General features: G+C 66.2%; 26 protein-coding genes. All 26 read left to right on the forward strand.

All coding sequences use genetic code 11. From position 1 onward, the window contains the following. Positions 1-35 precede the first annotated feature (35 nt). The 26 genes from fliF (at position 36) to B5X73_RS16200 (ending at position 23952) form a co-directional block, all read left to right on the forward strand. Entirely contained in the window at positions 36-1748 is a 1713-nt protein-coding gene (gene fliF / locus B5X73_RS16075; protein WP_036111204.1) for a flagellar basal-body MS-ring/collar protein FliF, read from the forward strand. Between the two features lie 13 nt (positions 1749-1761). Then, positions 1762-2751 (forward strand): flagellar motor switch protein FliG, encoded by a 990-nt coding sequence (gene fliG, locus B5X73_RS16080; RefSeq protein WP_239709175.1) that lies wholly within the window; start codon positions 1762-1764, stop codon positions 2749-2751. Then, positions 2751-3416 (forward strand): FliH/SctL family protein, encoded by a 666-nt coding sequence (locus B5X73_RS16085; RefSeq protein WP_079522537.1) that lies wholly within the window; start codon positions 2751-2753, stop codon positions 3414-3416. The genes fliG and B5X73_RS16085 overlap by 1 nt, the downstream gene beginning before the upstream one ends. Continuing rightward, the gene (fliI, locus tag B5X73_RS16090; RefSeq protein ID WP_079522538.1) at positions 3413-4774 is read left to right on the forward strand and encodes a flagellar protein export ATPase FliI; all 1362 of its coding nucleotides are present in this window, start codon (positions 3413-3415) and stop codon (positions 4772-4774) included. Before B5X73_RS16085 ends, fliI begins: the two co-directional genes overlap by 4 nt. After that, positions 4774-5208, forward strand: a complete 435-nt coding sequence (fliJ, locus tag B5X73_RS16095) for a flagellar export protein FliJ (protein WP_036111212.1) — start codon at positions 4774-4776, stop codon at positions 5206-5208. The genes fliI and fliJ overlap by 1 nt, the downstream gene beginning before the upstream one ends. Positions 5209-5226: 18 nt before the next feature. After that, entirely contained in the window at positions 5227-6420 is a 1194-nt protein-coding gene (locus B5X73_RS16100) for a flagellar hook-length control protein FliK (RefSeq protein WP_079522539.1), read from the forward strand. 200 nt (positions 6421-6620) lie between these two features. Further along, positions 6621-7121 carry a flagellar basal body-associated FliL family protein gene (locus B5X73_RS16105; protein WP_079522540.1) on the forward strand — a complete coding sequence of 167 codons (501 nt, stop codon included), beginning with the start codon at positions 6621-6623 and terminating at the stop codon, positions 7119-7121. Between the two features lie 16 nt (positions 7122-7137). Next, on the forward strand, positions 7138-8160 hold the full coding sequence (fliM, locus tag B5X73_RS16110) for a flagellar motor switch protein FliM (RefSeq protein ID WP_079522541.1): 1023 nt from the start codon (positions 7138-7140) through the stop codon (positions 8158-8160). Positions 8161-8370: 210 nt separating this feature from the next. Next, entirely contained in the window at positions 8371-8703 is a 333-nt protein-coding gene (gene fliN, locus B5X73_RS16115; protein WP_051943380.1) for a flagellar motor switch protein FliN, read from the forward strand. 5 nt (positions 8704-8708) lie between these two features. After that, complete coding sequence (gene fliO / locus B5X73_RS16120; RefSeq protein WP_239709101.1) at positions 8709-9122, forward strand: flagellar biosynthetic protein FliO; 414 nt, start codon at positions 8709-8711, stop codon at positions 9120-9122. A 74-nt stretch (positions 9123-9196) separates the two neighbouring features. Further along, the gene (fliP, locus tag B5X73_RS16125) at positions 9197-9907 is read left to right on the forward strand and encodes a flagellar type III secretion system pore protein FliP (protein ID WP_079522581.1); all 711 of its coding nucleotides are present in this window, start codon (positions 9197-9199) and stop codon (positions 9905-9907) included. Beyond that, positions 9904-10173 (forward strand): flagellar biosynthesis protein FliQ, encoded by a 270-nt coding sequence (gene fliQ, locus B5X73_RS16130; protein ID WP_036111221.1) that lies wholly within the window; start codon positions 9904-9906, stop codon positions 10171-10173. The genes fliP and fliQ overlap by 4 nt, the downstream gene beginning before the upstream one ends. Next, positions 10173-10940 carry a flagellar biosynthetic protein FliR gene (gene fliR, locus B5X73_RS16135; protein WP_079522542.1) on the forward strand — a complete coding sequence of 256 codons (768 nt, stop codon included), beginning with the start codon at positions 10173-10175 and terminating at the stop codon, positions 10938-10940. The genes fliQ and fliR overlap by 1 nt, the downstream gene beginning before the upstream one ends. A 6-nt stretch (positions 10941-10946) precedes the next feature. Beyond that, the gene (gene flhB / locus B5X73_RS16140) at positions 10947-12092 is read left to right on the forward strand and encodes a flagellar biosynthesis protein FlhB (protein WP_079522543.1); all 1146 of its coding nucleotides are present in this window, start codon (positions 10947-10949) and stop codon (positions 12090-12092) included. A 3-nt stretch (positions 12093-12095) separates the two neighbouring features. Continuing rightward, positions 12096-14207 (forward strand): flagellar biosynthesis protein FlhA, encoded by a 2112-nt coding sequence (gene flhA / locus B5X73_RS16145; RefSeq protein WP_079522544.1) that lies wholly within the window; start codon positions 12096-12098, stop codon positions 14205-14207. Between the two features lie 33 nt (positions 14208-14240). After that, on the forward strand, positions 14241-15608 hold the full coding sequence (flhF, locus tag B5X73_RS16150) for a flagellar biosynthesis GTPase FlhF (protein WP_079522545.1): 1368 nt from the start codon (positions 14241-14243) through the stop codon (positions 15606-15608). A 70-nt stretch (positions 15609-15678) separates the two neighbouring features. After that, entirely contained in the window at positions 15679-16554 is an 876-nt protein-coding gene (locus B5X73_RS16155) for a MinD/ParA family ATP-binding protein (protein ID WP_036111233.1), read from the forward strand. Then, the gene (locus B5X73_RS16160) at positions 16551-17282 is read left to right on the forward strand and encodes an RNA polymerase sigma factor FliA (protein ID WP_036111235.1); all 732 of its coding nucleotides are present in this window, start codon (positions 16551-16553) and stop codon (positions 17280-17282) included. Before B5X73_RS16155 ends, B5X73_RS16160 begins: the two co-directional genes overlap by 4 nt. Before the next feature lie 53 nt (positions 17283-17335). After that, a complete protein-coding gene (gene cheY, locus B5X73_RS16165) occupies positions 17336-17737 on the forward strand; it encodes a chemotaxis response regulator CheY (RefSeq protein ID WP_036111237.1) in 402 nt (133 codons plus the stop codon). Between the two features lie 10 nt (positions 17738-17747). After that, positions 17748-18389, forward strand: a complete 642-nt coding sequence (locus tag B5X73_RS16170; RefSeq protein ID WP_176167868.1) for a protein phosphatase CheZ — start codon at positions 17748-17750, stop codon at positions 18387-18389. Positions 18390-18396: 7 nt separating this feature from the next. Continuing rightward, positions 18397-20463, forward strand: coding sequence for a chemotaxis protein CheA (locus B5X73_RS16175; protein WP_079522547.1), 2067 nt, complete (start codon positions 18397-18399; stop codon positions 20461-20463). A gap of 1 nt (position 20464) precedes the next feature. Continuing rightward, the gene (locus B5X73_RS16180) at positions 20465-21205 is read left to right on the forward strand and encodes a flagellar motor protein (protein WP_036111245.1); all 741 of its coding nucleotides are present in this window, start codon (positions 20465-20467) and stop codon (positions 21203-21205) included. Next, positions 21202-22110, forward strand: a complete 909-nt coding sequence (gene motD / locus B5X73_RS16185; protein ID WP_079522548.1) for a flagellar motor protein MotD — start codon at positions 21202-21204, stop codon at positions 22108-22110. The genes B5X73_RS16180 and motD overlap by 4 nt, the downstream gene beginning before the upstream one ends. Continuing rightward, a complete protein-coding gene (locus tag B5X73_RS16190) occupies positions 22107-22934 on the forward strand; it encodes a ParA family protein (protein WP_079522549.1) in 828 nt (275 codons plus the stop codon). Before motD ends, B5X73_RS16190 begins: the two co-directional genes overlap by 4 nt. After that, positions 22934-23506, forward strand: a complete 573-nt coding sequence (locus B5X73_RS16195; RefSeq protein WP_079522550.1) for a hypothetical protein — start codon at positions 22934-22936, stop codon at positions 23504-23506. Before B5X73_RS16190 ends, B5X73_RS16195 begins: the two co-directional genes overlap by 1 nt. Next, positions 23503-23952: a chemotaxis protein CheW gene (locus tag B5X73_RS16200; RefSeq protein ID WP_239709099.1), complete on the forward strand. Its 450-nt coding sequence runs from the start codon at positions 23503-23505 to the stop codon at positions 23950-23952. The genes B5X73_RS16195 and B5X73_RS16200 overlap by 4 nt, the downstream gene beginning before the upstream one ends. Positions 23953-24070: the final 118 nt, after the last annotated feature.

Below are 24070 nucleotides of genomic sequence, written 5' to 3' on the forward strand. Positions count from 1 at the left end.
CGGCATGAGCAACCTCACAGGATTCGAGTTTCCCCATGGCAGATAACGGCGTCGCCACCACGGATAGCAGCACGGCCTCGCGCATGGACTCTTTGAAGTCCCTGTCGCAGACGCCGGCCGCCCGTCAGCTCTTCATGCTTGCCGGTATCGCGGGTGCGGTGGCGATCGGTATCGCCGCGGTCATGTGGTCGCGCGCACCGAACTACGGTCTGCTTTACGGCGGCCTCGAGCAGAAGGACGCCGCCGCGGTCACGCAGGCGCTGCAGGCCGGCAATACCCCTTACACGCTCAGCACGGACGGCAGTTCCATCTTCGTCCCGGCCGCCGACGTCGCCGGCGTGCGCCTCAAGCTGGCGGGCCAGGGTCTTCCGCAGGGCAGTGCCGCCGCCGCGCTGCCGCAGGCCGATTCGCCGTTCGGCATGAGCGATATGGCTGAGCGCTCGCGCTACCAGTCGCTGCTCGAAACGGATCTCTCCAACACCATCGCGGGCCTGCAGTCGGTACGTGGCGCGCGCGTGCACCTCGCGCTGCCGAAGCCCTCCGCCTTCGTGCGCGACAACAAGCCGGCTTCGGCGTCGGTGGTCGTGTCGCTTTATCCCGGTCGCCAGCTGGATCAGGGCCAGGTGGCCGCCATCGTTCATCTCGTGGCTGCCAGCGTGCCGGACCTCGATACGCGCCAGGTGTCGGTGATCGATCAGACCGGCAACCTGCTCACCGTCAGCGACCCGGACAGCGCCTCCGCGATCGGCGACAGCCGCCTTCGCCTGTCCAATCGCATCGAAGCCACCTACACGCAGCGCGTCGAAGACCTGCTCACGCCGCTCGTCGGTGCGGGTAAGGTGCGTGCCCAGGTCTTCGCCGACCTGGACTTCTCGCAGACGGAGAAGGCCAGCGAGGTGTTCAACCACGAGAACCCGGCGCTGCGCAGCGAACAGACCAGCAGCGACACGCGTACCGAGCCGAACGGCAACGCCGGTGTGCCCGGTGCGCTGAGCAACCAGCCGCCGAACACCGGTGGTAACCCGACGGCGGCCAACCCGGCCGCCGGTAACGGCAAGCCCGCCGCCGGCCAGAACGCCAGCACGCAGACCGCCGCCACGCCGACGCAGCAGTCGCAGAACGCGACGCGCAATTACGAACTCGACCGCACCGTCAGCCATGTCACGGACCCCGCCGGCAAGGTGGCGCGTCTGTCGGTGGCCGTGGTCGTGGACAACAAGCAGGTGCCGGACAAAGACGGAAAGATGAAGAGCGTGTCGTTCACGCCGGAAGAGCTGACCCGCCTGACCGAACTGACCAAGAACGCGGTGGGCTTCAGCGCGGACCGGGGTGACAGCGTCAGCGTCATCAACGAGCCGTTCCGTGCCGCCGTCGCCGAGGAAGAGCCGCAGGGCATGCCGTTCTACGAGCGTCCCGGCATGCTCGACCTGATCAAGCAGGGGCTGGGCGTGATGATCGCGCTGATCGTCGGCTTCTTCGTCCTGCGCCCGATTCTCAAGGGGCTGCTGAAGCCCGCGCCGATCGCCATGAACAACGTCGCGCTCGCCGGTCCGATGCCTTCGGTGTCGGTCATGGTGGATGACGACGACATGTCGCCGGATCGCGTCAGCACGTCCTCGCCGCAGCTGGGCTCGCCCGCGCTGCTGGCTTACGAACAGAAGGTGGGTCTTGCCAAGCGTATGGCCGCCGAAAATCCGAAGCAGATCGCGCAGGTCGTGAAGAGCTGGGTATCCGACGATGGCAGCTGAGTCGAAAGAAGCCCTGACGGGCGCACAAAAGGCGGCGATCCTGCTTCTCACCCTGGGTGAAGAAGACGCCGCGTCCATCCTCAAACACCTCGGCGCACGCGACGTGCAGGCCGTGGGCTCGGCGATGGCCGCGCTGAAGAACGTCAGCAAGGAGCAGGTCGAGCTGGTGCTCACCAAGCTTCAGGAAGACGTCGGTCAGCATACGTCGATCGGCGTGGGCACCGAGGAATACATCCGCCGCATCCTCGTCAACGCACTGGGTGAGAACAAGGCCGGCGGTCTCATCGACCGCATCCTGCTCGGTCGCAGCAGCAAGGGTCTCGAATCGCTGAAGTGGATGGAAAGCCGTGCCATCGCCGAGATGATCGGGCAGGAACATCCGCAGATCATCGCGCTGGTGATGGCGCATCTCGAGTCCGATCAGGCCGCCGAAGTCATCGGCTACCTGCCAGGCCGTACGCGCAGCGACGTGGTGATGCGTATCGCCACACTCGACGGTGTGCAGCCGCACGCGCTCAACGAACTCGACGAAATCATGGAACGCCAGTTCTCCGGCAATTCCAACAAACTGAAGTCGGCGACCGTCGGTGGCCTCAAGGCGGCCGCGGATATCCTCAACGCGATGGAAACCTCGCGTGAGGCCGAACTCATGGCGTCGATCCGCGGCATCGATTCGGGCCTGGGTGAGCGCATCGAAGAACTGATGTTCGTCTTCGACGACCTCGCCGACCTCGACGATCGCAGCATGCAGACGCTGCTGCGCGAAGTGCCTTCGGCGCGCCTCATCACGGCCCTCAAGGGTGCCGAGGTGGCCATTCGCGAGAAGATCTTCGCCAACATGTCCAAGCGTGCGGCCGACATGCTGCGCGACGACCTCGAGGTCAAGGGTCCGGTCCGTCTCTCCGAGGTGGATGCGGCACAGAAGGAAGTGCTGGCTACCGCGCGCCGCCTGGCTGACGCGGGCCAGATCAATCTCGCCGGTGGCGGGGAAGAGTTCGTCTGATGAGCCTTACCTCGATCCTCGCCCGCGAGCGCGTCGACCAGTTCGAACGCTGGGAGCTGCCCGTCGTGGGTGGTCCCGATCCGCGCGAGGTCGTCGAGCAGGAGGACGATGGTCCGCACCGGCCGACCGTGGCCGAGATCGAAGCGATCGAGCGCCAGGCTCGCGAAGAGGGTTTTCATGCCGGCCTGAGCGAAGGTCGTGCGATGGCGAAGCGCGAACTGGATGCACAGGTCGCGCGTCTCGACGCCTTGTTCGCCGCCGTGGAGCGCCCGTTCGCGGATCTCGACGCCGACGTCGCCGGTGATCTCGCCGTGCTCGCCACCGTCATCGCCGAGCGCGTGCTGGGATATGAGATCGCGACGCGCCCCGAAAAGATCGTCGACGTGGTTCGTCAGGCCGTCGACGTGCTGCCGGCTGGCAGCCGTCAGCTGAAGATTCACCTCAACCCGGCGGATGCGGCGATCGTGCGTGAGCACCGGTCGTCGGTCGATCACGAGGGTTCGATCGTCGACGACGCCGCACTCGAGCGCGGTGACGTGCGCCTGGAGAGCGAGCACTCGCGCGTGGACGCGCGCCTCCGGACGCGACTGGCCGCGGTGATCGACAGCGTGCTGGAAGGCCGTGTCGAAGAGGCGGAAGCCGATGCGCTGGACGAACGGGCATGAACGCCGAATCGCATACCGCCGGACGCGTCGCGCACTGGCGCCAATCGCTCGCGGCGCAGCGCGCGAGCGCCGAAGGCGTTGCCCCGATGCAGGCCGAAGGTAAGCTTCGTCGCGTCGTCGGGCTTACGCTCGAGGCCGTCGGCTGCGAAGCGCCCGTCGGTGCCCGCTGCATGGTGACCTCGGCGAACGGCAAACAGCTCGAAACGGAAGTGGTCGGTTTTTCCGATGGCCGGCTTCTGCTGATGCCCACCGGTGAAATGCACGGTGTGCTGCCCAATGCGCGCGTCACGCCGGTGGCTGCCGTGTCGGGCATTCCCGTCGGTGATTCGCTGCTCGGCCGTGTCATCGGCCCCGACGGCGTCCCGCTCGACGGTCAGGGTCCGTTGCTGGCGCGCGACCGGGTACCGCTGCGCCGCGACCCGATCAACCCGATGCTGCGCCAGCCGATCGATACGCCGCTCGATGTCGGCGTGCGTGCGATCAATTCGTTGTTGACCGTCGGTCGCGGCCAGCGTATCGGCCTGTTCGCCGGTTCCGGCGTCGGCAAGTCGACGCTGATGGGCATGATGACCCGTTTCACCGACGCCGACGTCGTCGTGGTCGGCCTGATCGGCGAACGAGGCCGCGAAGTAAAGGAATTTGTCGACCATACGCTGGGCGAGGAAGGCCGCCGTCGCGCGGTGGTCGTCGCCGCCCCCGCGGACGCGCCGCCGCTCAGTCGCCTGCGTGGCGCTCAGGTCGCGACCGCCGTGGCGGAGCATTTTCGGGACCAGGGCAAACGCGTGCTGCTGCTGATGGATTCGCTCACCCGTTATGCCCAGGCGCAGCGCGAGATCGCGCTCGCGATCGGCGAACCGCCGGCCACCAAAGGTTATCCGCCGTCCGTATTCGCGATGTTGCCGGCGCTGGTGGAGCGCGCGGGCAACGACGCGGAAGGTCGCGGCTCGATCACGGCGTTCTACACCGTGCTCACCGAAGGCGACGATTACCGCCACGATCCGATCGCCGACTCCGCGCGCGCCATTCTCGACGGTCATATCGTCTTGTCGCGCGACATGGCGGAAGCCGGTCATTACCCGGCGATCGACATCGAAGCGTCGATCAGCCGCGTCATGCCGGCGGTCGTCAGCAAGGATCACATGCGTTCCGCCCAGCGCTTCCGCCAGGTGTATTCGGCGTATCGCCAGCAGCGCGACCTCATCGCGGTGGGGGCGTACCAGAAGGGCAGCGATCCGCGTACGGACGAAGCGATTGCCTTGTATCCGCGTCTTTCGGCCTTCCTGCAGCAGGAAACCGATGTGCCGGTGGATCTGGCCGATGCGGAAGCCGGCCTCGTCGATGTCGCGAGGACTAACTGATGGCCTCGCGTGCCGACCGCCTGCAACCCGTTGTCGATATCGCCGCCGAGAAGGCGGAGGACGCGACGCGTGCGCTCGCCACGCACCAGCGGACGCTTGCCGAGAGCGAACAGCAGCTGGCCGAGCTACGTCGCTATCGCAACGAGTACGCGGCGATGCCCGATGGCATCGGCGTCAGCGCGTTGCTCAACCGGCAGCAGTTCCTGCAGAAGATCGACATGGCCATCGTGCAGCAGATGAGCGAAGTCCAGCGTCGTGAGCAGGGGCTCGAACGAGCGCGCCAGTCGTGGGCGGAGGCCCGCGGCCGTGCCAAGGCGCTCGAGTCGGTGACCACCAGGTATCGCGACCAGGAACGTAAGTCACAGGATCGTCGGGAGCAGGAACAGGCCGACGAGCGCTCGCAGTACCGCCGTAACCCGAGGGGTTCGGCATGATCTCACCGGAAGCACCGCATGAATAACGCTACTGTCGCCCTCAACCTCGCCCGCCCGGTCAGCCAGGCACCCACGTCCGCGTCGAACGCGACGGCCAGGGCGAACGACGACACGACCCCGTCGAAGCGCTTCGACGCGGTGCTCGACAGCGCGCATGCCCAGGCGCACGCCGGCGCCGGCGGCACGGTCAGGCCGCATGCGGCTGACGCCCATGCCAGCAGCCGCGGCAACGCACCGTCCGACACGCACAAGGCGAAGGACGACAGCGCCGACGATCGCGACGACAAGAGCACGACGTCTGCCAAAGCCGATGACGGCAAGGTTACGAGCACGAAAGCGGATAAGACCGCCAATCAGGATGACGCGAAGAAGGACGACACGTCCGACAACAACGACACGTCCATTGCCAGCACGATGCTCGCCCTGATCGGCGTACCGCCCAAGGTGACCGAACTGGCGTCGAAGACGCTGGGTGCCCTGAAGGGCGCCGCCGGGAAGACGGGCGATCTCAGCGCTGGCGCGTTGGCCATGGGTCTGCCGAACGCTGCCGCTGCCGCCGTGACCGGTGGCGACGGCAAGGGTGCGATGCTGGCGTCGACCGAGGGCGCCGGTGCCCTTGCCGATGCGACCGCGTCGACGGCCGCCGGATCCCCGCTGGCTGCGCTTCTGGCCGCGCGCACGGTGACCGTGGGCACGGGAAAGGAGGACGCGGCGTCGCCTTCCGATCCGACGACCAGCCCGATGCCGCTGACCCACACGCCCGGTCTGGCACCGGTGGACGGCGCGGCCTTGCAGGTACAGGCCACACAGGCCGCCACCTCGCCGCAGTTCGCCCAGGAACTGGGCGAGCAGATCGCCTGGATGGGCGGTGGTGACGTCAAGGAAGCGCGGATCAAGTTGCACCCCGAAGAGCTGGGCAGCATGGACGTCCGCGTGAATGTCGACGGCGGCAAGGTCAATGTCGCGATCATGGCGCAGCACCCGGCAGCGGTGCATGCCGTCCAGCAGACGCTCTCGCAGCTCGACACGATGCTGGCGCATCACGGCCTGTCGCTCGGCCAGACCGACGTGGGTCAGCGCCAGAACGGGCAGGATGACGGGCATACCGGCAACGGCGGCGCGGGGCAGGGTGGCGCGGACGATGCACAGGGCGCGACGGTCACACTGGCGACCTCGCGCGTATCCCGCGGTCTCGTCGACGAAGTGGCCTGACGATCGATTGGGTGACGACGAATTGGCGCGCGTCAATTCATCGTCGCGGCGACAGCGCGTATTCGGGGCGACGACGGCACGACGCGAGGCGGGATGCGCATCGCGCTACATGTACGCACATGGCACGTCGCTTGCAACAATACCCATGAGCCCATCGGGCAACGACGACATCGCATTCGCATCACAGAGGTTTTTCACGCATGGCCGCAGCACAGATGGACGCGCCCGAAGGCGCTCCCGTAAAGAAGAAAGGCAAGGGCAAGTTGCTGATCATCGGCGCGGTCATCGTGCTGGCGGCGGGCGGTGCGGGCGGCTGGTTTCTGATGAAGGGCGGCCACGGCAAGACGAGTGCGGCCGATGCCGCCGCGGCGGCCAAGGCCAAACCCGCGGTTTATCTGCAGCTGGATCCGGCCTTCGTGGTCAATTTCCAGGACGAGGCGGCGCTGCGTTTCCTTCAGGTCGGTGTGAACGTCATGTCCCACGACCCGGAGGCGATCGCCGCGGCGAAGGAAGCCGATCCCGAGATCCGCAATGCCTTGCTGATGCTGTTCTCCGCGCAGGACGTGAAGTCCCTGTCCGACGTCAAGGGCAAGCAGAAGCTGCAGGCCGCCGCGCTCGCCGAGATTCAGCGCGTGCTGAAGGAAAAGATCGGTCGCCCCGGGGTGGACGCGGTCTATTTCACCAGCTTCATCATGCAGTGACGGGACACCCGCAGCCATGAGCGACATTCTCACCCAGGAAGAAATCGACGCCCTGCTCGCGGGTGTGGAAGGCGGTGCCGTCGAAACCGAGGTCGAGCTGCCGCCACCGGGCGGTGTTCACGAATACGATTTCACCCAGCAGGACCGTATCGTGCGCGGGCGTCTGCCTACGCTGGAGATGGTCAACGACCGTTTCGCCCGGTATTTCCGCGCCAACCTGTTCAACGTGCTGCGCAAGTCCTGCGAAGTGTCGGTGCTTGGCGTGAAGATGACCAAGTTCAACGAATACGTTCACTCGCTGGCGGTGCCGAGCAATCTCAACCTCATTCGCATCAAGCCGCTGCGCGGTACCGCGCTGATGGTGTTCGAGCCGCGCCTGGTGTTCACGGTGATCGACAACTTCTTCGGTGGTGACGGCCGCTACCACGCGCGTATCGAGGGCCGCGACTTCACGCCGACCGAGAACCGCGTGATCCAGATCGTGCTGGCGGAGGCCTTTTCGGCCATGGCGGAAGCATGGGCGCCGGTCCTCAAGATGCAGTTCGAGTTCCTCAATTCCGAGATCAACCCGCAGTTCGCCAACATCGTCAGCCCGACCGAGACGGTGGTGGTGTCGCGCTTCCATATCGAGCTCGACGGCGGCGGCGGTGAAGTCCATCTCACGCTGCCGTATTCCATGGTTGAGCCGATCCGTGAACTGCTCGATGCCGGTGTGCAGAGCGACCGGGCCGAGCGCGATGAGCGCTGGATCCAGAACCTGCACGAGGAAATTCTCGATGCGGAAGTGGAGATCACCTCGATGCTGGCCGAAGCGCGCCTGACCATCGGCGACTTCCTGCACCTGCGCAAGGGCGACATCATCCCGATCAGCCTGCCCGAAACGGCAACGGTCTTTGCCGAAGACGTGCCTATTTTCCGGGGCCGCATGGCCAACTCCGGCGGCAACAAGGCGGTGCAGTTCGATTCGCTGATGCGCAAGCGCGGCGAGGGCAGGGCGATGCCGGTGACCACGACGGAGCCGATGCCCGTACTGGCGTGAAGTGCCGTCAATGGACCGGCTCGGTGACTAACTGCCGTCGAGCGTCAGGTTTCCGCCGAGCGTCACTTTCCGGGCGCGAGACGTGACCGGAAAGCGTCGTTCAAAGCACTGAAAAAACACGCTAAATTTACAGTCTCCAGCGTTTCGACAGCGTGGCACGCGGATTGCTTCATAGCTCCCGTAACCCGGTAACGACACTCTGGAACGGACATGAACGAATCCACGCTCGACAATATCGAAGGCACCGATGCCGCCCTGGCCCGGACCATGGGGCTCGGCAGCGAGGTCAACCTCGACGTCATTCTCGATGTGCCGGTCACCATGGCCATGGAAGTGGGCCGGACCAGGATCAGCATCCGCAACCTGCTGCAGCTCAACCAGGGCTCCGTCGTCGAGCTCGACCGCGCCGCCGGTGAGCCGCTGGACGTCTTCGTCAACGGTACGCTGGTCGCCCACGGCGAAGTCGTGGTCATCAACGAGAAGTTCGGTATCCGGCTGACCGACGTGATCAGCCCGGCCGAGCGCGTCCGCAAGCTGCGGTGATTCCCATGCGCCGTACTGTCGCCGCCTTCGCCGGTGGCTCCCTTCCCTGCGCCCTGATGGCGGCTCCGGTCGCCGCTCCGGCGGTCGATTCGGGCGCGGAACTGGTCCGCGTCCTGATCAGCCTGCTCGGCGTCGTGGCGCTCATTTTCTTCGTCGGCTGGATGGCTCGTCGTGCCCAGGCACGGGTGAGTCCGGGTGGCCGGAAGATCCGCGTCATCGAATCGATGCCGGTGGGCATCAAGGAAAAAGTGATGTTGCTGGAGGTTGGCGGCACGCAGATCCTGGTGGGTGCGTCGCCTGCGGGCGGGCTGCGTACGTTGCATGTGCTGGAGACGCCGGTGTCGGACGATCCTTCCGTGCCCGCGGCCCCTGCGATGCGTGGGTTTCGGGACGTGCTTGCTCAGTGGAAGCGGTCGTGAGGGGGGCTCGCGTCGCCCGCGGGGCGGGCTCCTACAGGAGGTGCTGCACATGGGTGGCGTTTTTTGTGCTGCTGATGTTGCCGCTGGCTTCGTTCGCGGCGGATCCGCCGGGCATTCAGCTGCTGAACGTGCAGCCGGGCGCCAATGGCGGCCAGACCTGGTCGCTGTCGATCCAGATGCTGGCGCTGATGACGGCGCTCACCGCGCTGCCGGCGATCCTGCTGATGATGACCTCGTTTACGCGGATCATCATCGTCCTGGGTTTCCTGCGCCAGGCGCTGGGTACCAACAGCACGCCACCCAACCAGGTGATCCTGGGGCTGTCGCTGTTCCTCACCCTGTTCGTGATGACGCCGGTGATCAACAAGGCGTATGACGCCGGGATCAAGCCGTACATGGACGGTCAGATGACCGTGCAGGACGCGCTGCCGCTGGCGGCCGCACCGTTCCGTCACTTCATGCTCGAGCAGACGCGTGAGCCCGACCTGCAGCTGTTCACCAGGCTGGCCGGCGAGCAGCCGTACGCCGACAAGGACGCCGTGCCGTATCGCGTGGCGCTGCCCGCCTTCGTCACCAGCGAGCTCAAAACCGCCTTCCAGATGGGCTTCCTGCTGTTCATCCCGTTCCTGATCATCGACCTCGTCGTGGCCTCCGTCCTGATGTCGATGGGCATGATGATGGTCTCGCCGATGATCATCTCGCTGCCGTTCAAGATCATGCTGTTCGTGCTGGTCGACGGCTGGACACTGCTGCTCGGCACGCTGGCGGGGAGCTTCTTCCAGTGACGCCGGAATCGGTCATCGCGTTCGGCCAGCAGGCGCTGCACGTCGCCATGCTGATCGGTGCCCCGCTGTTGCTCACCGCCCTGGCGGTGGGCTTGCTGGTGGGCATGATCCAGGCCGCGACCCAGATCAACGAGCAGACCCTGAGTTTCATCCCGAAGCTGATCTGCATGGCGCTGGTGATGATCATCACCGGCCCGTGGATGCTGCGTACGCTGGTGCAGTTCACCCGCACGCTCATCGAGAGCCTGCCTCAGGCGGTGCGCTGATGCCGATCGACCTGGGCCAGCTCGAGGGGTGGGTCGGCGGCGCCATGTGGGCGCTGGCCCGCATCTCCGGGCTCATGCTGGTCGCGCCGGTACTTGGCTCGACGATGATCCCGATGCGTATCCGCCTCGGTCTGACCGTGCTGCTGACCATGGTGCTGGCCCCGCTGGCGCCGCTGGATATCCGGCCGCTGTCGGCCGCGGGCGTGGCCGTGATGTCGCAGCAGGTGCTGATCGGCGCGGCGCTGGGCTTCATCCTCAAGCTGGTTTTCGAGGCCGTGGCGTTTGGCGGCCAGTTCCTTTCACAGGCCATGAGCCTGGGTTTCGCCGAGACGGTGAACCCGGGTGTCGGCGGCACCACGCCGGTCATCAGCCAGTTCTACACGATGCTCGTCACCCTGATGTTCCTGGTGATGAACGGCCATCTCCAGCTCATTTCGCTGCTGGCCGACAGCTTTCGCAGCATGCCCGTGGGCGACGGTGGCATCGGCGCCGATGGCCTGTGGGGCGTCCTGAGCTTCGCGTCGCATCTGTTCTCCGGCGCCGTGCGCGTCGCCCTGCCGGCCCTGACCGCGGTGCTGGTGGTCAACCTCGGTTTCGGCGCCATCAGCCGCTCGGCGCCATCGATGAATCTCTTCGCGGTCGGCTTTCCGATCACGATCTGCCTCGGCGTCCTCGCCGTATGGCTCTCGCTGCGCGCCCTTCCCGGTGCGTTCGACTCGTTGCAGACGGCCGCGTGGGACACCATGCGCCAGTTGATCGGGAGGTAACCGGCCATGGCCGAGGGCGCCGACAACGAGGACAAAACCGAATCACCCAGTGACAAACGCCTTCGCGAAGCCCGCGAGAAGGGCGATCTGCCGCGCTCGCGCGATTTGTCGACCGCCGTGGTGGTGCTGGCGGGCGTCGCCACCCTGATCGCCTCGCGCGACCAGATGTCCATGCACGCGGCCAACATCATGCATGTCGGCCTGCGTTACGGGCGCGATGACCTGTTCGCCGCCAATGGCCTCTACCACGCGCTGATGACCGCCGTGATGGAAGGTTTCTGGATGCTGGCGCCCGTGTTCATCGCGACGATGATTGCGTCGGTGGCCGCGCCGACCCTCATGGGCGGCCTGAATTTTTCCTTCGAGGCGCTCATTCCGAAGTTCGACCGTCTGGACCCGATCAAGGGCTTCGGCCGGCTGGTGTCCCTCAACGGCCTGGTCGAGCTGGGCAAGTCGGTGCTCAAGCTCATCCTGATCGGCGGCACGCTGGTCTGGTTCCTGCGAAAAAGCACGACCGAGATGTACATGGGCGGCACGGGTCCGGTGGCCGAAGGCATCGCCCGAGCCTTCGGGATTTTCGGCCACGCCTCGCTGATCTTCGCGGTGGCGCTGGGCGCCGTGGCCCTGGTCGACGCGCCCTGGCAGAAGTACAGCTTCACCAAGAAGATGAAGATGACCAAGCAGGAGGTGAAGGACGAGCACAAGGAAAGCGAGGGCAGTCCCGAGCTGAAGTCAAAAGTCCGGCAGATGCAGCACCAGATGGCACGCCGCCGGATGATGGAAGATGTGCCCACCGCGGACGTCATCGTGACCAACCCGACGCACTTCGCCGTGGCCCTGAAATACGACGAAAACCGCATGGGAGCGCCCCGCGTGGTGGCCAAGGGTGTCGACGTCCTGGCCCAGCAGATCCGCGATGTGGCGGGTGGGGCGAAGATTCCTGTGGTGGAAGCGCCTCCGTTGGCACGAGCCTTGTATGCAACTACGGAAATCGGACGCGAAATCCCGTCGGCGCTGTATGTCGCGGTGGCCCAGATTCTGGCCTACGTGTTCCGGCTGAAGCAGGCGATCGCCATGGGCGATCTCCCGCCGGAGCTACCGAAGCAGGAGATCGACCCGGACCTGCTCGGCCCCTACCGCATGGATAACTGACGAATGGCCGCTTCCACCAACCTGATGGGTACGTTCCGGCAGATCGGCCGCCGAGGCGTGGCGGCGCCGGTCGCCATGCTGATCATGCTCGGCATGATGATGCTGCCGCTGCCGCCCTTCATGCTGGACCTGCTGTTCACCTTCAACATCGCGTTGTCGCTGGTGATCCTGCTCGCCACCATGTACGTGATGCGCCCGCTGGAGCTGGCCTCGTTCCCGACGGTGGTGCTGTTCGCCACGTTGCTGCGCCTGGCGCTGAACATCGCTTCCACCCGCGTGGTGCTGCTGCACGGTCATAACGGCCCGGGCGCCGCGGGCAAGGTCATCGAGGCCTTCGCCGAGTTCGTCATCGGCGGCAACTTCGCCGTCGGTTTCGTCGTCTTCGCCATCCTCACCATCATCAACTTCGTGGTCGTCACCAAGGGCGCCACTCGCGTGTCCGAAGTGACCGCCCGCTTCACCCTCGACGCCATGCCCGGCAAGCAGATGGCGATCGACGCCGATCTCAACGCCGGTCTGCTGACCCAGGAACAGGCGCGCGAGCGCCGCCAGGAAGTGCGTGAGGAAGCCGACTTCTACGGCTCGATGGACGGTGCGTCCAAGTTCGTCCGCGGCGATGCCACGGCGGGCATGCTCATCCTCGCCATCAACATGCTGGGTGGCTTCTTCATCGGCATGTTCCAGCATGGCCTGTCGGCCGGCGAAGCCGCGCGTACCTACACGCTGCTGACCATTGGTGACGGCCTCGTCGCCCAGGTCCCCGGCCTGATGCTCTCGATCGCCACGGCGGTCATCGTCACCCGCGTGTCCAAGTCGCAGGAGATGGGCAAGCACGTGATGGGCCAGCTGTTCGGTCAGCCCAAGGCGCTGGGCGTGGCCGCCGCCGTGCTCGGCACGATGGGTCTGATCCCCGGGATGCCGAACATTCCGTTCCTTCTGCTGGCCGGTGGCGCCGGCTTTGCCGCGTGGAAGCTGCAGCAGCGCAAGAACCTCGTCGCCGAGGGTGGCGCCACCGGCGCGCCGGGCGCCCCGGGTACCGATCTGGCGCTGGAGTCCGCGCCGCCGGCCGAGCGTCTCGAACTCTCGTGGGAAGACGTGGCGCAGGTCGACACCATCGGCCTGGAAGTCGGCTATCGCCTGATTCCGCTGGTGGACAAGGCGCAGGGCGGCGAGCTCATGGCGCGGATCAAATCCGTGCGTCGCAAGCTGTCGCAGGAGCTCGGCTTTCTCGTCCCGTCCGTCCACATTCGCGACAACCTCGATCTTGCACCGCACGGCTATCGCATTTCGCTGATGGGCGTACCGATGGGCGAGGCCGAAATCCATACCGAGCGCATGCTGGCGATCGATCCGGGCCGAGTGCACGGGACGATCAATGGCATCGCCACGCGCGATCCCGCCTTCGGCCTCGATGCCGTGTGGATCGAGCCGGGGATGCGCGAGCACGCGCAGACGCTGGGCTACACCGTGGTCGACCCGGCCACCGTCATCGCCACGCACCTGTCGCACATTCTGCAGAACCACGCCCACGAACTCATCGGCCACCAGGACGTGCAGCAGTTGCTCGACCGTCTGGCCCAGCAGACGCCGAAGCTGGTCGAAGATCTCGTGCCCAAGCGGCTGTCGCTGGGTGCGGTGGTCAAGGTGCTGCAGAACCTGCTCGCCGAGCGCGTGCCCATCCGCAACTTCCGCGGCATCGTCGAGTCGCTGGCGGAGCACGCGGGTCAGAGTCAGGATCCCGGCGTGCTCGCCGCCGCCGTACGCGTCACGCTCGGTCGTCAGATCGTGCAGGAGATCGCCGGCCTGGGTTCGGAAGTGCCCGTCATTACTTTGGCGCCGGAACTCGAGCAGATCCTGCTGCAGTCGCTGCAGGGTGGCGGTCCGACTGGCGCGGCCGTGGAGCCGGGTCTGGCCGATCGTCTTCAGCAGAACGTCGCCGAGGCCGCACGGCGTCAGGAAGCGGCCGGCGAACCGGCGGTATTGCTGGTCTCTCCCGCGCTTCGTCCATGGCTTTCGCGCTTCACGCGTCATGTGGCCCAAAACCTGCATGTACTCGCTTACAACGAAGTTCCGGATAACCGACGCGTCAAGCTGGTGACGGCGCTCGGCAGGTAAGTGGGGAATGAACATGGACACAGGATCGAACGCATGAAAATCAAACGCTTCGTAGCCCCCGACATGCGCCAGGCCATGCGCCAGGTGCGCGACGAGCAGGGCCCGGATGCCGTGATCCTGTCGACCCGTCGGCTGGACGACGGCATCGAGATCATCGCGGCGCTGGATTACGACGAAGCGCTGGTGCGTGAAGCCGGCTTCGGTGTCGATCTTCCGCCGCGCGAGCGCGAGGAAGCCCCGATCCGCGTGCGCCGCGAGAACGACTTCGCCGCCCGCATCGATCAGGCCAAGGCCGCGACCGCCGCCGCTGTCGAACGTGTGACGCGCGGTGCTCCGGCGCCCGCCGCGCCGCAGGTCGTGAATCCGAATGCGCCGCAGCGTCAGTCGAGCGCCGCGCTCGCCGCCAGCGTCGCCGATGTGGTGCGCGCCGCGACGGTCGCCCCGAACCACACCGCGAACAGCGACGCCGCCGTCAATGGCGTGCGTGCCGAGATCAACAGCCTGCGTGAGATGCTGGAAGTGCAGCTGTCCACGCTCGCCTGGAATCAGATGGACCGCGACCAGCCGCTGCGCGCCCGCGTGCTCCGCGAGATGACCCGCCTGGGCATCGACGGCGACGTGGCCCGCGCGCTCTGCGCCGAGCTGCCGCCGGGCATGACCGCCGAGCAGGCCCGCTACCTGCCGCTGGGCATCCTCTCGCGCAACATCCGTACCAGCGGCCGCAACGCCGATACCGCCGGTAGCGCCGTCACCGCTCTGGTCGGGACGACGGGCGTTGGCAAGACCACCACCATCGCCAAGCTTGCGGCGCGTGCGGTGCTCCGCCACGGCGCCTCGAACGTCGCGCTGATCAGTGCCGACCAGTACCGCATCGGCGCGGGCGCTCAGCTGGAACATTACGGCCGCCTGCTCGGCGTGCGCGTTTACAACGCCCATGACGCACAGAGCCTGCGCAACGTGCTGCTGCAGCTGCGTGGCAAGCACACCGTGCTGATCGATACCGCCGGCCTGGCCGGTAACGATCCGAAGCTGCAGCAGCAGTTCGACACCCTGCGCGCGATGACCGAGGTGCGTGTCTGCCTCGTGCTTGCCGCGAACGCGCAGGCGCAGGCCATCGACAACGCGATCCGTGCCTACGCGCCGCTGGCGCCGCAGACCGCGATCCTGACCAAGCTCGACGAGGCCCCACTGATCGGCGGTGCCCTGTCGGCCGTCATCCGTCACGGTCTGCCGCTCGACTACACCACGGATGGTCAGCGCGTGCCGGAAGACATCGCCTCCGCGGATGCGCGCAAACTCGTCTGCCTGGCCGCTCAACTTGTCAAGCAGCGCACCGACGAACCGGACGACGCGATTCTCGCCGACCGTTTCGGCTTCTCCACCGCGCCAGCCATCGCCTGACACCGGGAACTGAAGTAACGTGACCACGGCATCCGCATCCGCACACCCCTTCACGGCAGTGAATTCCTTCATGAACACACACGTCGATTCCACCCAGGCTGCTGGGCTCAACTGGCTCGCCGACCGTCGTCCCACGCGCAGCATCGCGGTGGCGGGCGGCAAGGGCGGCGTGGGCAAGACCACGGTGGCGGTCAACCTCGGCATGGCGCTCGCGATGGGCGGCCGTGACGTGGTCCTGCTGGACGCGGATCTGGCCATGGCGAACATCGACGTGCTGCTGGGCCTGCAGCCCACGCGCCATCTGGGCCACATGCTCGAAGGCGAGTGCCGCATCGAGGACCTGATCCTCCACGCCAACCACGGCCTGAAGGTGATCCCGGCGACCTCGGGCGCGCGCCGCATGGCGCAGCTGCCGAATATCGAGCACGCCGCCGTGATCCGCGCCTTCGACGAATACCCGGTCGCCCCCGAATATCTGATCGTCGACACCGCCGCCGGCATCTCCGACAGCGTGTCGATGTTCGCGGCAGCCTCCGACGAAGTGGTGGTCGTGGTCTGCGACGAGCCGGCCTCGCTGACCGACGCCTACGCGCTGATAAAGGTGATGAGCCGCGAGTTCGACGTGAACCGCTTCCGCATCGTCGCCAACATGGTCCGCCATGCGCAGGAAGGCCGTCAGCTGTTCGAGAAGCTGGCCCGCGTGACCAACCGCTTCCTGGACGTGTCCCTGGATTTCATGGGCATGGTTCCGCACGACGAGTACCTGCGTCAGGCCATCCGCCGTCAGGCGGCCGTGGTCGACGCCTGGCCGAGCAGCCGCTCGGCGGTGGGATTCAAGAATCTGGCCCGGTCGGTCGATACATGGGGTGAACCCGAACCCCGGGTGCAGGGTCGCATCGGCTTTTTCGCCGAACGGAACCACATGGGGGGAGGGCTGCCGCTGTGAGTGTCGCTAGCGAATACCTTGAAATCACTAGAGTTCCAGCGGATCAACTGGTTAAAACGCATGCACCCCTGGTGCGCCGGATCGCCTATCACCTGATGGGCCGCCTGCCGCCAAGCGTGGACGCGAATGACCTCATGCAGGCCGGAATGATCGGACTGCTCGAGGCCGCAAGAAATTACTCGCCGACTCGCGCGGCCAGCTTCGAGACCTATGCGGGCATCCGCATTCGTGGCGCCATGCTGGACGAACTGCGCAAGACGGACTGGACCCCGCGCTCCGTCCACCGGAAGTTGCGCGAGGTGGCTGAAGTAACGAGGCAGATCGAGAACGAAACGGGTGGCGACGCCGAAGACGCGGAAGTGATGAAGCGGCTGGGTATCGACGCCATGGAGTACAACCAGATTCTGGCCGACGCGGCGAGCGCGCGGTTGCTGAGCCTCACGGCGCCGGAAGGCGACGAAGGCGCGGCGATCGACGTCGCGGACCCCGACGCCTCGGGCCCGGAGGGCAACTTCGAGAAGAACGGCCTGCGCGACGCGCTGGCGCAATCGATCGACGGCCTGCCGGAACGCGAGAAGCTGGTGATGTCGCTGTACTACGATGAAGAGCTCAACCTGAAAGAAATCGGTGTGGTACTGGGTGTGAGCGAGTCGCGCGTGTGCCAGATCCATGGCCAGGCCCTGATTCGCCTGCGTGCACGCATGACGGGTTGGAAAGACAAGCAGTGACGGCATCGCGGTGCCGTCGCCGGTAAAGAAAAAGCACGTGGCGGAGAGCAGTTTTGGACAAGAACATGAAGATCCTCGTGGTGGACGACTTTTCCACCATGCGGCGCATCGTCAGGAATCTCCTGGTCGAGTTGGGTTTCACCAACACGCTCATTCAGGAAGCCGAAGACGGTAACGCGGCCCTCGCGTTGCTGCGCTCGCAGCCGATCGACCTTGTCGTCACCGACTGGAACATGCCCAACATGACGGGCATCGACCTGCTTCGCGCCATCCGCGCCGATGCCGGTCTGAAGTCGTTGCCGGTGCTGATGGTGACCGCGGAAAACAACCGCGATCAGATCATCGCCGCCGCGCAGAGCGGTGTTAACGGCTACGTCGTCAAGCCTTTCACGGCGGTCACGCTGAAGGAAAAGCTCGACAAGATCTTCGAACGACTCGCCGCGGCTGCGGGCTAAGGGAATAACGATGAATACGATGCTCTCCCCCGGCCAAGAGGTCGTCCCCGAACTGCGCGAGCTGCTCGAGGCCGACGACGGCGCCGCCTTCGAAAAGGCACTCGACAACCTGATCCGCAGCCGCGAGCAGCACCTGTTCCTGGCGCTGGGCCACCTTGCGCGCGACCTGCACGAATCCGTGCGCCGCCTCGCTTCGGACATTTCGACCGACGGCGTGCCGGGCAACATGAGCGATGCGCGCAAGCATCTGCGTGACGTGCTCGAGATGAGCTCGACCGCGGCGCACCGCACTCTGGACTTCAGCGAAAAGCTGCGTCCACAGGCCCAGGCGCTGGCGAAGCAGGCCGACGAAGTGCTGGTGCTCGATCATGCCGACCCGGCGTTCGGCACCAATGCCACGGCGCTTGCCGTGCGCGTGGGCGATTTCGCGCAGAGCTGCGACATCGGCCTGGGCGAAATGGTCGAAGCCCAGTCGTGGCAGGATCTTTCCGGTCAGCGCGTGGCGCAGGTCGAGGCGTTCATGGCCAAGGTCGAGTCGTCGCTGGTCGAGCTGGTCCGTCTGACCGGCTCGCTCGCGGGCGGCAATGCCCCGGCCGCGGACAAGGTCAGCCAGGACGAAGTGGATCGCCTCCTCAGCGAATTCGGATTCTGAGCCCGCTATGAGCGTGGAGCTGGACAACGAGCTGCTCAACGTCTTCCTGATCGAAGCGCGCGAACTGCTCGAGAGCCTGGGCGAGCAGCTCGTGGATCTCGAAGCGTCGCCGAACGACACGGAGCTGCTGAACGCGGTCTTCCGTGCGTTCCACACCGTGAAGGGCGGTGCGGGCTTCCTTGGGCTCAATCCCATGGTGGAGCTGTGCCACCGTGGCGAAGATCTTCTGAACGAAGCGCGTAACGGCACTATCGTGCTCAACGCCGCCTTCATGGATGCGCTGCTCGAGTCGCTCGACCTGCTCAACGACATGATGCGCGCCGCCGATGGCGGCGTGCCGATCGAGCCCGCGCCGCGTTCGCTGCTCGACCGGCTGCTGATTCCCGGTCGTGCCGTATCCGCGGCTCCCGTTGCCTTGGCGGTACCGATCTCTTCGCCGGTCGCGGCACCTTCCGCGCCGAAAGCGTACGACCCGATCGAAGATGAATTCGAGGCGATGCTCGACGCCGCGCGCACCGACCGCGCGCCGGCACCGGCCTCGTCCGCGACGATCAACGATGACGAGTTCGAAGCGCTGCTCGATTCGTTGTACGGCACGGGTGCGCCAGGCGCGGACAGCGCAGCTGTTTCCGCATCGGCACCGACGCCCGCACCCGTGGTCGCTGCCGCAGCACCGTTGCCGTCGAACAACGACGCGATCAGCGACGACGAATTCGAAGCCTTGCTGGATTCCCTTCACGGCACGGCAGCGCCGGGTGCGGTCGGTGGTGCGGCGCCTGTTGTCGCATCCACGCCTGCGCTCGCCGTGGTTCCGGTCGCTGCACCCGCACCGCCGGCAGTGGCTGCTCCCGCAGCGAAGGCCGCGCCCGCCGCGGCTGGCGAAAAGCGCGCCGCGTCCGCCGCCGACACGACGGTTCGCGTCGACACGCATCGTCTCGACAGCCTGGTCGACGCCGCGGGCGAGCTCGTGCTCGTACGCAACCGCCTCACCAGCCTCGCACCGCGCGGCGGCAACGATCCGATGGAACGTGCCATCGGCGAGCTGGAGCGCGTCGCGGAAGACTTGCAGAACGCCGTGCTGCGCATGCGCATGCAGCCCGTCGGCAAACTGTTCTCCCGTTTCCCACGCATCATTCGTGACCTCGCCCGCCAGCTCGGTAAAGAGATCGAGCTCGTCACGGAAGGCGAAGAAACCGATATCGATCGCACCGTGGTCGAGGCGCTCGCCGATCCGCTCGTGCATTTGCTGCGTAACGCGGTGGATCACGGCATCGAGATGCCTGACGTGCGCGCGGCCGAAGGTAAGTCGCGTCTGGGCACGGTGCGCCTCGCCGCTGGCCAGTACGGCGACCGCATCGTCATTACCGTCACCGACGACGGCAAGGGCATGGATCCCGAGGTCCTGCGCCGCAAGGCCGTCGAAAAGGGCCTGATGGACGCGGAGCAGGCCGCGCGTCTGGACGAGCGCGAATGCTACGAAATCGTCTTCCGCCCGGGCTTCTCGACCGCCAGCACGGTGTCCGACATTTCCGGCCGCGGCGTCGGCATGGACGTGGTCAAGACCAAGATCGTCGAACTGGGCGGCACGCTGTCCATCGACTCGCGTGTCGGTCATGGCAGCACGGTACGCCTGTCGGTGCCGCTGACGCTGGCGATCATGCGCGTGCTGATGGTTCGCGTCGGTCATCGTCTGCTTTCGCTCCCGCTGTCCAATGTCACCGAAGTGTTCGAGCTCGTTCCCGGTCAGATCCAGGAGCTCGACGGCCGCATCGTCGCGTCGCACCGTCAGCGCGCCTTGCCGCTCGCCGACCTCGGTCACTGGGCCGGGGTGAGCGGGAAGGGCGGCCATGTCGTCGTCGTGCAGATCGGTCACCAGACGCTGGGTTGCCTGGTCGACGAAGTGCTCGGCCGCGAAGACGTCATGGCCAAGCCGCTGGGCCCGTTCCTCAAGGACGTTCCCGGTGTCGCCGGGGCGACCATCACCGGTGACGGGCGTATCTCCCTCGTGCTCGACCTTGCCGGTCTGGCCGATGACAGTGGGCAGGTGCTGCCTTCATTGAGGATGGCTGTCTGACATGGATATCGTGAGCGTCGTCGGCACGATCCTGGCCTTCGTGGTCATCATCGTGGGGACCATCCTCAAAGGCTCGAGTCTCGATGCCCTGTGGAACCCGGCGGCGTTCGTCATCGTCTTTCTCGGCACCCTGGCCGCGCTGCTGGTGCAGACGCCGGGGCCGGTACTCAAGCGTGCGTGGAGCATGCTGCCGTGGGTGTATCGCCCGCCGGATATCGAATCGGAAAACCTCGTCAGCCGCATCGTCGGCTGGAGCGAGATATCCCGGCGCACCGGCCTGCTCGGGCTGGAACCCGCCATCGAGCGCGAATCGGACCCCTTCATCCGTAAGGGGCTTCAGCTTTTGGTGGATGGCACCGAGCCGGACGCCATGCGCTCCGTGCTCGAAGTGGAAGTGCTCGCACGCGAGCACAACGACATCGAAGCCGCCAAGGTCTACGAAAACGCCGGTGCGTACTCGCCGACGATGGGCATCATCGGTGCCGTCATGGGCCTCATGTCGGTCATGCAGAACCTGGCCGAGCCCAGCAAGCTCGGCCACGGCATCGCGGCCGCCTTCGTCGCCACCATTTACGGTATCGGCCTGGCCAATCTGCTGGCGCTGCCCATGGCGTCACGCCTGAAAGGTCTGGCCCGTCAGCGGTCGCAGATGCGCGAGATCCTCGTCGAAGGCCTCGTCTCGATCGCCCAGGGCGATAACCCGCGGCACATCGAGAGCAAGCTTCAGGGGTTCCTCTCGTGAAGCGCCGCCACCACGAAGAGCACATCAATCACGAGCGCTGGGCGATCCCCTATGGCGACCTGATCACGTTGCTGCTCGCGTTGTTCGTGGTGATGTACGCGGTATCGGCCGTCAACGAAACCAAGTTCAAGGTGATGGCGCAGTCCATCAATGAAGCCTTCAACGGCACGGGCAAGGTGATCGAGCCGATCCGCGAGGCTACGCCCGCCGCGCAGGTGCCGCTGCCGAATCAGTCGCGTGCGCCGGCCGCCGCGCCCATCGCCCGCATCGACGTGCCCGTTCCGCCGCGCAACCTGCCGTTGCCCGGTCACGAAGGCGCCGCCGCCGAGCGTCAGGAAGCGGCCAGCACGAATGCCGCGACGGCGGCGAACACCACGGTCGGCAAGACCGAGGACGCCAGCCTCAGCCAGATTTCCGACGAAGTGAAGCGGGCGATGAAGCCGCTGATCGACAAGAGTCTGGTCAACGTGCGGCAGACGCCGGACTGGCTCGAGATCGAGGTCAAGACCGACATGCTGTTCCCGGTCGGTGTCGCCAGACTGCAGGCGCCGGCCGATGACGTGCTGCGCAAGCTGGCCGGCATCCTCGCGCCGTTTCCGAACCCGATGCGTATCGAGGGCTATACAGATAACACGCCGATCGCCACGCCGACGTTCCCGTCCAACTGGGAGCTGTCCGCGGCACGCGCCGCTACCGTGGCGCGTCTGCTGACGACGACGGGTGTGGATCCGCATCGCGTGGGTATCGTCGGCTGGGGCGAGTTTCGTCCGATCGTGGCGAACGATACCGACGACGGACGCAACCGGAACCGCCGCGTGCTGATTGTCGTGATGAGCGACAAGGCGGCCCCGTCGCGTTTCTACAGCGATGCCGCGGCCGCGCCGGCCGGGGGAAATCGCCGATGATCACCTGGGCGGTCTCCAACCAGAAGGGCGGCGTCGGAAAAACCACGACCACGGTCGCGCTGGGCAGTCTGCTCGCCGCGTCCGGCAAGCGCACGCTGCTCATCGACATGGATCCGCATGCCTCGCTGTCCGGTTACATCGGCGTCGAAGGCGGGGCGCATGGCAGCGTCTACGATCTGTTCGGCATCGGTAACAGTGCGGCCCCGCTGCCGGTGCGCACGCTGGTGCACGCCACGCAGTGGGACCGGTTGAGCGTGCTGCCTGCGTCGCCCGCGATGATCACGCTGGACCGTCAGCTGGGTACGCGTCCGGGTATGGGGCTGGTGCTTACCCAGGCGCTCGCCGAACTCGCGCCCGACTTCGACCATGTGCTGCTCGATTGCCCGCCCACGCTCGGCGTGCTGATGGTCAACGCACTGGCGGCGAGCGATCGTCTGCTGGTGCCGACACAGACCGAAGCATTGGCGCTGGCCGGTCTTGAGCGCATGCTGCGCAGCCTGTCGATGATCGAGCGCTCGCGCGGTCGTCCGCTGCCACGCACGATTGTGCCGACGATGTTCGATTCGCGGACGCACGCCTCGCGCGTCTGCCTGGATCAGTTGCGCGAGCAATACGGCGACAGCGTCAGTCAGGCTGTCATTCCTACCGATACGCAGATCCGCGAAGCCAGTGCGGCCGGTGTGCCGCTCGCCTCGTGGCCGGCCGCACGTCGCGGCGGTCTGGCGTATCGCCAGTTGCTCGATGAATTGCTGGCGCCTCCCGCGGTTGATGCCGCTTCCACCGTTGCGTCGGCCACCGCGCCCGCGACGGATGCCGCCGCGTGATGCGCGCCATGCAGGACGCCGAGCAGATCGTCGCCGACTATCTTGCCGAGCTGCTGACGCCTGCGGCGGTGCCGGCCGTGGTGACCCCGAACGAAGTCAAAGTGGTGGCCATCGAGACCTGGCGCAACGCGCCGTCCGAGTCCGCTGCGCCGGCCGTCGACAACCGTTACCTGCTTTGCGTTGCCGCCGGCGTCAAGCTGGCCGTGCCGATGGCCGACGTGAGTCACGTCCTGCCGATACCGCCTTTGTCGCCGCCCAATGTACCGAACCCGGTATGCCTCGGGCGCTGGCGTCATCCCAGCGGTGAAGCGCGGGTCGCGGATCTGGCGGCGATCATCTCGCCGGATATGGCGGGAGCGCTGTCGTCATCGGTCGTTCTGCTCGGCCATCGCGGCTGGGCGATCGCCTGCATCGTCGTCGACGAGCCGGTGGAACTCGATGCCGACGCCATCCAGTGGCGCACCGGCGCGACCACGCGGCCCTGGCTGGCCGGCATGTCGCAAGAACCCAAGTGCGGCGTGGTCAACACCACGGCGCTGATCGAATGGCTGGAAAAGGAGCTGGGTCCGTGACCGACTCGCAACACAACGCGCAGGGCGCCTGGCTGGGCTTTTCACTCAAGGGGCAGCGTTACGCCGTGGCGCTGAACAGCGTGCGCGAAGTCATCCGTCCGGGTGACATCACGCCGGTACCGGGTGGTCCTGAAGACGTTCTCGGCATCGTCAACCTGCGCGGTCAGATCGTACCCGTGCTGGACGGCCGTCGCCGCTTCGGCCTCGACGGCGCACTCGAACCGGGCGCGGAAGACGCGCGCCGCGTCATCGTCTTCGAAGACAGCGGAACGGCGGTTGGCATGCTCATCGACGTGATCGGAGAGATGCTTCAGTTCGACGCCGACGAAGTCGACCCGCCACCGCCCGGCCGCGCGAACCGCCGAGACGACCCCGTCACCGGCGTCATCACCCGCGACGACGGCTTCATCGCCCTCGTCGACGTCCCCCGCCTCTGCCGCGCCTGACAGCGGCGGCAGAGGTTACCGCCCCCGCTCTGTGTAGGAGCCAGCCCCGCTGGCGACAGGCCTCGCACCACCGCACCAACCTGCATCTTCAGAATTCCCCCCCACTGAGTTACCGTGT

This window comes from Luteibacter sp. 22Crub2.1 (assembly GCF_900167995.1).
GTDB classification, from domain to species: domain Bacteria; phylum Pseudomonadota; class Gammaproteobacteria; order Xanthomonadales; family Rhodanobacteraceae; genus Luteibacter; species Luteibacter mycovicinus.

What these genes read in the sequence shown, in the direction of transcription:
- B5X73_RS16175 (WP_079522547.1), top strand. Translation starts at nt 18,397, where the DNA reads ATGAGCGTGGAGCTGGACAACGAGCTGCTCAACGTCTTCCTGATCGAA.
- B5X73_RS16180 (WP_036111245.1), top strand. Translation starts at nt 20,465, where the DNA reads ATGGATATCGTGAGCGTCGTCGGCACGATCCTGGCCTTCGTGGTCATC.
- B5X73_RS16085 (WP_079522537.1), top strand. Translation starts at nt 2,751, where the DNA reads ATGAGCCTTACCTCGATCCTCGCCCGCGAGCGCGTCGACCAGTTCGAA.
- B5X73_RS16155 (WP_036111233.1), top strand. Translation starts at nt 15,679, where the DNA reads ATGAACACACACGTCGATTCCACCCAGGCTGCTGGGCTCAACTGGCTC.
- fliI (WP_079522538.1), top strand. Translation starts at nt 3,413, where the DNA reads ATGAACGCCGAATCGCATACCGCCGGACGCGTCGCGCACTGGCGCCAA.
- fliP (WP_079522581.1), top strand. Translation starts at nt 9,197, where the DNA reads ATGTTGCCGCTGGCTTCGTTCGCGGCGGATCCGCCGGGCATTCAGCTG.
- B5X73_RS16195 (WP_079522550.1), top strand. Translation starts at nt 22,934, where the DNA reads ATGCGCGCCATGCAGGACGCCGAGCAGATCGTCGCCGACTATCTTGCC.
- fliR (WP_079522542.1), top strand. Translation starts at nt 10,173, where the DNA reads ATGCCGATCGACCTGGGCCAGCTCGAGGGGTGGGTCGGCGGCGCCATG.
- flhF (WP_079522545.1), top strand. Translation starts at nt 14,241, where the DNA reads ATGAAAATCAAACGCTTCGTAGCCCCCGACATGCGCCAGGCCATGCGC.
- B5X73_RS16170 (WP_176167868.1), top strand. Translation starts at nt 17,748, where the DNA reads ATGAATACGATGCTCTCCCCCGGCCAAGAGGTCGTCCCCGAACTGCGC.
- flhA (WP_079522544.1), top strand. Translation starts at nt 12,096, where the DNA reads ATGGCCGCTTCCACCAACCTGATGGGTACGTTCCGGCAGATCGGCCGC.
- fliM (WP_079522541.1), top strand. Translation starts at nt 7,138, where the DNA reads ATGAGCGACATTCTCACCCAGGAAGAAATCGACGCCCTGCTCGCGGGT.
- B5X73_RS16100 (WP_079522539.1), top strand. Translation starts at nt 5,227, where the DNA reads ATGAATAACGCTACTGTCGCCCTCAACCTCGCCCGCCCGGTCAGCCAG.
- flhB (WP_079522543.1), top strand. Translation starts at nt 10,947, where the DNA reads ATGGCCGAGGGCGCCGACAACGAGGACAAAACCGAATCACCCAGTGAC.
- fliF (WP_036111204.1), top strand. Translation starts at nt 36, where the DNA reads ATGGCAGATAACGGCGTCGCCACCACGGATAGCAGCACGGCCTCGCGC.
- B5X73_RS16190 (WP_079522549.1), top strand. Translation starts at nt 22,107, where the DNA reads ATGATCACCTGGGCGGTCTCCAACCAGAAGGGCGGCGTCGGAAAAACC.
- fliN (WP_051943380.1), top strand. Translation starts at nt 8,371, where the DNA reads ATGAACGAATCCACGCTCGACAATATCGAAGGCACCGATGCCGCCCTG.
- fliJ (WP_036111212.1), top strand. Translation starts at nt 4,774, where the DNA reads ATGGCCTCGCGTGCCGACCGCCTGCAACCCGTTGTCGATATCGCCGCC.
- B5X73_RS16105 (WP_079522540.1), top strand. Translation starts at nt 6,621, where the DNA reads ATGGCCGCAGCACAGATGGACGCGCCCGAAGGCGCTCCCGTAAAGAAG.
- fliO (WP_239709101.1), top strand. Translation starts at nt 8,709, where the DNA reads ATGCGCCGTACTGTCGCCGCCTTCGCCGGTGGCTCCCTTCCCTGCGCC.